This window comes from Mesorhizobium sp. M7A.F.Ca.US.005.03.2.1 (assembly GCF_003997795.1).
In the GTDB taxonomy this organism is placed as follows: domain Bacteria; phylum Pseudomonadota; class Alphaproteobacteria; order Rhizobiales; family Rhizobiaceae; genus Mesorhizobium; species Mesorhizobium ciceri.
Window position 1 is genome coordinate 1 of the sequence record NZ_RZRP01000316.1, and the last position, 6,590, is coordinate 6,590.

Annotated in this window: 5 protein-coding genes; 2 read left to right on the top strand and 3 right to left on the bottom strand. The window is 64.8% G+C overall.

All coding sequences use genetic code 11. The annotated features are described in order from the left end of the window. Nucleotides 1-70 precede the first annotated feature (70 nt). Entirely contained in the window at nt 71-1,648 is a 1,578-nt protein-coding gene (locus tag EN991_RS18400; protein ID WP_127369269.1) for a 5-guanidino-2-oxopentanoate decarboxylase, read from the top strand. Nucleotides 1,649-1,817: 169 nt separating this feature from the next. Next, a complete protein-coding gene (locus EN991_RS18405; protein WP_063171055.1) occupies nt 1,818-2,525 on the top strand; it encodes an SDR family NAD(P)-dependent oxidoreductase in 708 nt (235 codons plus the stop codon). A 97-nt stretch (nt 2,526-2,622) separates the two neighbouring features. On the opposite strand, the gene rpsA is transcribed toward EN991_RS18405, so the two are convergent. The 3 genes from rpsA to aroA all read right to left on the bottom strand — a co-directional run. Then, the gene (gene rpsA, locus EN991_RS18410) at nt 2,623-4,320 is read right to left on the bottom strand and encodes a 30S ribosomal protein S1 (RefSeq protein WP_013528183.1); all 1,698 of its coding nucleotides are present in this window, start codon (nt 4,318-4,320) and stop codon (nt 2,623-2,625) included. A gap of 215 nt (nt 4,321-4,535) precedes the next feature. Continuing rightward, complete coding sequence (gene cmk, locus EN991_RS18415) at nt 4,536-5,180, bottom strand: (d)CMP kinase (RefSeq protein WP_032898722.1); 645 nt, start codon at nt 5,178-5,180, stop codon at nt 4,536-4,538. A gap of 67 nt (nt 5,181-5,247) precedes the next feature. Continuing rightward, nucleotides 5,248-6,590, bottom strand: a 1,343-nt coding sequence (gene aroA, locus EN991_RS18420; protein ID WP_245461000.1) for a 3-phosphoshikimate 1-carboxyvinyltransferase, incomplete at its 5' end; no start/stop codon positions are given.

Consider the following 6,590-nt stretch of genomic DNA (forward strand, 5'->3'; position numbering starts at 1 on the left):
CGTCATTGGTTTTCCTCCCCTTCCGGCGCGAGGCCGAACTAGGCCTCGCGCCGGAAGGGGAGGAAAACCAATGACGACACTCGGCGAAGCGCTCATTTCGCTGCTCGAAGCCCATGGCGTCGACACGGTCTTCGGGATTCCCGGCGTCCACACGGTAGAACTCTACCGCGGGCTAGCGCGCTCCAAGATCCGCCACGTCACACCGCGTCACGAACAGGGCGCCGGCTTCATGGCCGATGGCTACGCACGCGCCAGCGGCAGACCGGGCGTCGCCTTCGTCATCACCGGACCGGGGCTGACCAACACCATCACCGCCATGGGGCAGGCACGCGCCGATTCGGTGCCGATGCTGGTGATCTCAGGCGTCAACGCCACGCCGACGCTGGGCAAGGGGCTGGGCCATCTGCACGAATTGCCGGATCAGCGCGGCATGATGGAGAAGGTGGCGCTGTTTTCGCAGCGCGTTACCGAGGCTGGCGAATTGCCCGGCGCGCTGGCGCAGGCCTTCGCCCTGTTTTCATCGGCCCGGCCCGGCCCGGTACATATCGAGATCCCGACCGACGTCATGGTCAAGCCGGCGGATGGCATCGCTGCCATGCTGAGCAATGTGACGCCGCCCGTGCCGGAAGGTGTCGCAATTGCCAACGCGGCCAAACTCATCAGTGCAGCGCGCCGCCCGCTGATCCTGGTCGGCGGCGGCGCCAAACGCGCCGAAGCGCCACTGCGGCGTCTGGCCGAACGGCTGGGGGCGCCGGTCGTCCAGACCACCAATGCGCGCGGCCTGCTGCATGGTCATCCGCTTTGCGTGCCGGCCAGTCCCAGCCTGAAGACAGTACGGGCGCTGATGGCCGACGCCGACCTGGTCATTGCCGCCGGCACCGAATTCGGCCCGACCGACTATGACGGCTACAGCGATGGCGGCTTCGTCCTGCCCGCCAACCTGATCCGCATCGATATCGGCGCGGACCAGCTTGCCCGCCGCCCGGCGACGGTTTCGATCCTGGCCGATTGCGCCGAGGCGCTCGAAGCACTGCTTCTGGAAACCCGCCATGTCCGGGCAAGCGAGGGCGGTTCGTCGCGCGCCGCTACTACACGCAAAGCAGCCTTTGCCGAGCTCAATCCGACACTGCAGGGGCAGGTGCGCGCCGTCGAGATGATCCGCGACGCTTTGCCGGGCGCGCTCATCGTCGGCGATTCGACGCAGCCGATCTATGCGGCCAACCTCTATTACGACCATGATCGGCCAGGCGGTTGGTTCAATGCCGCCACCGGCTTCGGCGCGCTTGGCTACGGCCCGCCGGCCGCAATTGGCGCGGCCCTTGCGATACCCGATGCGCCGGTCGTCTGCCTCACGGGTGACGGCGGCTTCCAGTTCACGCTGCCGGAACTGGGCGCCGCGCTCGACGCGCGGGTACCGGTCATCTTCGTCGTCTGGAACAACAGAGGCTACCGCGAGATCGAAACCTCGATGCTCGATGTCGGCGTCGAGCCGGTCGGCGTATCGCCGGCGCCGCCGGATTTCTGCAAGCTGGCCGAGGCCTATGGCATCGGCGCCGAACGGCTTGCCGATATCGATGCTCTCGCGGACGCGCTGAAGCGCGCCCGGGCCACCGGACTGCCGCGCGTCATCGAAATCACAGTTGACTGAAGCGCGGGTTTCCCGTTTTGGCGGACCACGGCTGAAGTGTCGGACGCATGCAAAGACGCGACAACTGCCATGTCGAGATGTCAATTGAGTGATGGCGCAAAAGGCGCGACGCTTCGCGTCGGCGGCACAGAAACGACCTAACGATAAAAAAATGACAGGAGCGTCCAAGATGACGGAAACACTTGAAGGCAAGCATATCGTCGTGACTGGTGGGACCGGTGCGCTCGGCGGTGCGGTTGTCGGCAAACTGCTGAGCGACGGCGCGATCTGCCATGTGCCCAATGCTCATGCCGCCGCCCCTACGCATTTCCCCTTTACCTCGCATGACCGTGTCCAGCTGGTGCACAACGTCGATCTCTCGGACCCCGCGAAGGTCGAAGCGTTCTATAGCCAGGTTCCGGGCCTTTGGGGCTCGATCCATCTGGCTGGCGGCTTCACCTCGGCGCCTGTTGAAAAGATCGAGTCGGCGTCCTTTGCCGAGATGATGGACACCAATGCGCGCACCGCCTTCCTGTGCTGCCGCGCCGCGATCCGCTCGATGCTGTCGTCGGACACGGCGGGCCGCATCGTCAACGTCACCGCGCGCGCCGGGCTCGATCCGCGGCGCGGCGCCGGCATGGTCGCTTACGCCGCCAGCAAGGCGGCGGTGGCAGCCATGACGGTGGCGATGGCCGAAGAGCTGAAGCACAAGGGCATCCTGGTCAATGCCGTGGCGCCGTCGACGCTAGATACGCCGGCAAACCGCGCCGATATGCCGGATGCCGATGTCACAAGATGGGTCAGCCTCGAAGCCGCCGCCGAGGCCATCGCCTATCTCGCCTCGCCGGCCAATCAGGCGATGAGCGGCACGCTGGTGCCGCTTTACGGCAGGGCGTAACTTTCCAACCTTTACCTAGGTCAAAGAAAAACCCCGCCGGATCGCTCCGGCGGGGTTTTGTTTTGGAGCCTGTGCGAAGGCTTCGCGGTGCGAAGACTTAGCTGCCCTGCTTCTTCAGCGCGGCACCCAGGATGTCGCCCAGCGAAGCGCCGGAGTCGGTCGAGCCGTACTGAGCGACCGCTTCCTTCTCTTCGGCGATTTCCAGCGCCTTGATCGAGACCTGCAGCTTGCGGGTCTTCTTGTCGAAGGCGATGACGCGGGCATCGACCTTCTGGCCGACGGTGAAGCGCTCGGGGCGCTGCTCGTCGCGGTCACGGCTCAGGTCGGAGCGCTTGATGAAGGTTTCGATGCCGCTGTCGACCAGCCGCACTTCCAGACCGCCATCCTTGACGCCGATGACTTCGCAGGTGACGACCGCGTTCTTGCGCAGTTCGCCTGAAGTCGCCGCTTCGCCGACCGTATCCTTGGCCAGCTGCTTGATGCCGAGCGAGATGCGCTCCTTGTCGATGTCGACGTCGAGCACCTGCGCCTTGACCATGTCGCCGCGATTATACTCTTCGATGACCTGCTCGCCCGGACGGGTCCAGTCGAGGTCGGAAAGGTGCACCATGCCGTCCACGTCGCCTTCGAGGCCGATGAACAGGCCGAACTCGGTCTTGTTCTTGACCTCGCCCTCGACCTGGCTGCCGACCGGATGGCTAGAGGCGAAAGCCTGCCACGGATTCTCGAGCGTCTGCTTGAGGCCGAGCGAGATGCGGCGCTTGGCCGGATCGACTTCGAGCACCACCACGTCGACTTCCTGGGTCGTTGACAGGATCTTGCCTGGATGCACGTTCTTCTTCGTCCACGACATTTCCGAAACGTGGATGAGACCCTCGATGCCCGGCTCCAGCTCGACGAACGCGCCGTAGTCGGTGATGTTGGTGACGGTGCCCTTGATCTTCTTGCCGATCGGGAACTTGGTGCCGATCTCGGACCACGGATCGCTCTCGAGCTGCTTCATGCCGAGCGAGATACGGTGGGTTTCCTGGTTGATGCGGATGATCTGCACCTTGACCGTCTGACCGATGTTGAGGATTTCGGTCGGATGGTTGACGCGGCGCCATGCCATGTCGGTGACATGCAGCAGGCCGTCGATGCCGCCGAGGTCGACGAACGCACCGTAATCGGTGATGTTCTTGACGACGCCTTCGACAACCTGGCCTTCTTCGAGGTTCTGCACGATTTCCGAACGCTGTTCGGCGCGGCTCTCTTCGAGCACGGTACGGCGAGACACCACGATGTTGCCGCGGCGGCGATCCATCTTGAGGATCTCGAAGGGCTGCGGGTTGTGCATCAGCGGGGAGACGTCGCGGATCGGGCGGATATCGACCTGGCTGCGCGGCAGGAAGGCCACGGCGCCGTCGAGGTCGACCGTGAAGCCGCCCTTGACCTGGTTGAAGATAACGCCTTCGACGCGCTCACCCTTGGTGAACTTCTCTTCGAGGCGGACCCAGCTCTCTTCGCGACGGGCCTTCTCACGGGAAAGCATTGCTTCGCCAAGCGCGTTTTCAATGCGCTCGACATAGACTTCGACGGTGTCACCAACCTTGAGGGTAGTGTCCTTGCCCTTGACGCCGAATTCCTTCAGCGGCACGCGGCCTTCGACCTTGAGGCCGACGTCGATGATGGCCATGTCCTTTTCGATCGCCGTGATCGTGCCCTTGACGACCTGGCCTTCGCCGGAGTGACCGGTGGTGAATGATTCTTCGAGCAGGCTCGCGAAATCATCGCGAGTGGGATTTGCAGCTGACATTGTTTCTCCTGGAGTGCCCCGCATCTGGAAGCGGGACGGGCGCCGTGGGTTAGCGTTGCGTTGGCCTGCCGGCGTTCCGGGCTACAAAAGCCCTGGGCCGCTCTTTAAGCGGCAATTCCGGCGCATGTAGAATGCTGGCAGGCTGGTTCGTGCCCGATATGGGTATTTTCTTCGCCTCCGACAACGGAAAGACGAGGGAAAAACCCGGATCAGACCTAGTCTCTCTTGGCCAAGACGTCATCGATGATCGCCATGGCTGCAAGAAACGCGGCTTCTATAGCCATTTCGCTGGTATCAAGCAAGTGCGCGTCGGCGGCCGGCTTCAAAGGTGAGTCGGCACGGCCCATGTCGCGCTGGTCGCGGCGCATGATATCGGCGAGGATCTCGGTAAAATCAGCGGTCCCGCCGATGCTCTCGATCTCGGCCAGCCGGCGCTGTGCTCGCACCTCGGCGCTCGCCGTCACATAGAGTTTGATGTCGGCGTCGGGGCACACCACGGTGCCGATGTCGCGCCCATCGAGCACCGCACCCGGCGGTGTCTTGGCGAAGTCGCGCTGCTTTTCGACGAGGATGCGCCGCACGGTCGGGTACACTGCGACCTTGGAGGCCGCCTCGCCGACCGCATGCGCCGACAAGACCGTCCGGTCGAGCTTTGCCAGATCGACCTGGCGGGCAGCGGTTTCAGCCGCCGAGACATTGTCGAGCGGCAGCGCGTGCTGGATGAGCGCATAGGCCACGGCACGGTAGGTGAGGCCGGTGTCGAGCAGGTTGAGGCGGTAGTGGTCGGCCAGCCGGCGGGCGAGGGTGCCCTTGCCGGCGCCGGCGGGGCCGTCGATGGCGATGGTGAAGACGTGTGTCATTGGCAGACCGCCGAAAGGGTTGGGCGCTGGCCTGCCAACGTACCAAGGCTATTGGTTGCCACGACCGTCACCCGATCTCCGCGCCCAGCGCCGTCATCAGCCCCATGAACTCCGGAAAGCTGGTCGCGATCATGGCGGCGTCGTCAATGGTCACCGGCTTTTCCGTCGCCAGCCCCATGACCAGAAAGCTCATGGCGATGCGGTGATCGAGATGGGTCTGCACGGTGGTGTCCTTGCCATTGGGATGGCCGCCAAGGCCCTTGCCGCCCGGTTTGCCGCGCACGGCAAGCGAAGCTTCGCCTTCGGTGCAGTCGACGCCGTTGAGCGTCAGCCCGTTGGCGACGGCCGACAGCCGGTCGGATTCCTTCACCCGCAACTCCTCCAGCCCCTGCATCAGCGTTTCGCCCTCGGCGAAGCTCGCAGCGACCGCCAGCACCGGATACTCGTCGATCATCGACGGCGCCCGCTCGGGCGGCACGATGACGCCCTTGAGCTCGGAGTAACGTACCCGCAGGTCGGCGACATCCTCGCCGCCGGCATTGCGCGGGTTGAGGATGTCGATGTTGCCGCCCATCTCCTGCAGCGTCAAAAGCAGGCCGGTGCGGGTCGGGTTCATCAGTACGTTTTCGATCGTGATGTCCGAACCCGGCACGATCAGGGCGGCCACCAGCGGGAAGCCGGCTGAGGACGGGTCGCCCGGCACGGCGATGGTCTGGCCGGTCAGCTTGCCCTGGCCTTCGATGAAGATGTGGCGCACGCCACGCTCGTCGGTTTCGACCGACAGATTGGCGCCAAACCCCTTCAGCATCTTTTCGGTGTGGTCGCGTGTCATCACCGGCTCGATCACCGTGGTGATGCCGGGCGTGTTGAGGCCGGCGAGCAGCACTGCGGACTTCACCTGCGCCGAGGCCATCGGCACGCGATAGGTGATCGGTGCGGCATGCTTGGGTCCATGCAGTGTGATCGGCATGCGGTCGCCCGGCGTCGCCTTCAGCACCTGCACGCCCATCTGGCGCAAGGGTTCCAGCACACGGCCCATCGGCCGGCCCGACAGCGAGGCATCGCCGATGAAGGTCGTCTCCATGTCATAGGTGCCGACAAGGCCCATGGTCAGCCGCGAGCCGGTGCCGGCATTGCCGAAATCGAGCGGGCCTTCCGGCTGCAGCAGCGCGCCGTTGCCGGTGCCGCGGATCACCCACTCGTCGCCGTTCTTCTCGATATGCGCGCCCATTGCCTTCATGGCCGCGCCCGTGCGCATCACGTCCTCGCCTTCGAGCAGGCCGGTGATGCGGGTCTCGCCGGAGGCGAGGCCGCCGAACATGAAGGAACGGTGCGAGATCGACTTATCACCCGGCACGCGCGCGATGCCGGAAAGGGCTGGGGATTGGCGGGCGGTGGCCGGCTTGGGGG

Excerpts from the sequence above, each read along its gene's own strand:
- cmk (WP_032898722.1), bottom strand. The coding sequence starts at position 5,180 with ATGACACACGTCTTCACCATCGCCATCGACGGCCCCGCCGGCGCCGGC.
- EN991_RS18400 (WP_127369269.1), top strand. The coding sequence starts at position 71 with ATGACGACACTCGGCGAAGCGCTCATTTCGCTGCTCGAAGCCCATGGC.
- rpsA (WP_013528183.1), bottom strand. The coding sequence starts at position 4,320 with ATGTCAGCTGCAAATCCCACTCGCGATGATTTCGCGAGCCTGCTCGAA.
- EN991_RS18405 (WP_063171055.1), top strand. The coding sequence starts at position 1,818 with ATGACGGAAACACTTGAAGGCAAGCATATCGTCGTGACTGGTGGGACC.